The 581-nt window shown below is 53.7% G+C and carries 6 tRNA genes; all 6 read left to right on the forward strand.

Going from position 1 to position 581, the window contains the following annotated elements:
- Position 1: 1 nt before the first annotated feature.
- The 6 genes from CHL78_RS20485 to CHL78_RS20510 all read left to right on the forward strand — a co-directional run bounded on the left by CHL78_RS20485 (position 2) and on the right by CHL78_RS20510 (position 514).
- Positions 2 to 77: transfer RNA gene (locus CHL78_RS20485), tRNA-Lys, on the forward strand.
- A gap of 7 nt (positions 78 to 84) precedes the next feature.
- Positions 85 to 158, forward strand: a tRNA-Cys gene (locus CHL78_RS20490).
- Positions 159 to 168: 10 nt separating this feature from the next.
- A tRNA-Leu gene (locus tag CHL78_RS20495) sits at positions 169 to 257 on the forward strand.
- A 15-nt stretch (positions 258 to 272) separates the two neighbouring features.
- Positions 273 to 348 (forward strand) — tRNA-Met (locus tag CHL78_RS20500).
- Between the two features lie 8 nt (positions 349 to 356).
- Positions 357 to 431 (forward strand) — tRNA-Glu (locus CHL78_RS20505).
- A gap of 9 nt (positions 432 to 440) precedes the next feature.
- Positions 441 to 514, forward strand: a tRNA-Gly gene (locus tag CHL78_RS20510).
- The last annotated feature ends 67 nt before the right edge of the window (positions 515 to 581 follow it).

Raw genomic sequence — 581 nt, forward strand, 5'->3', positions numbered from 1 at the left:
TGATCCATTAGCTCAGTCGGTAGAGCACCTGACTTTTAATCAGGGTGTCCCGCGTTCGAGTCGCGGATGGATCACCATTTTTACGGCGACATAGCCAAGTGGTAAGGCAGTGGACTGCAACTCCTTGATCCCCAGTTCGAATCTGGGTGTCGCCTCCACAAAAAAATAGCCGAAGTGGCGGAACTGGCAGACGCACAGGACTTAAAATCCTGCGGGACTTACCTCTCGTACCGGTTCGATTCCGGTCTTCGGCACCATTTTTAAATTACTATCGCGGGGTGGAGCAGTTGGCAGCTCGTTGGGCTCATAACCCAAAGGTCGCAGGTTCGAGTCCTGCCTCCGCAACCATTAAAAATGGCCCATTGGTCAAGCGGTCAAGACACCGCCCTTTCACGGCGGTAACAGGGGTTCGATTCCCCTATGGGTCACCAATTAAATACGCGGGTGTAGCTCAATGGTAGAGTTCCGGCCTTCCAAGCCGGCTGTGAGGGTTCGATCCCCTTCACCCGCTCCAGATTAAACTTATGGGACTATAGCTCAGCTGGGAGAGCACCTGCCTTACAAGCAGGGGGTCACAGGTT

This window comes from Romboutsia weinsteinii (assembly GCF_002250835.2).
GTDB classification, from domain to species: domain Bacteria; phylum Bacillota; class Clostridia; order Peptostreptococcales; family Peptostreptococcaceae; genus Romboutsia_A; species Romboutsia_A weinsteinii.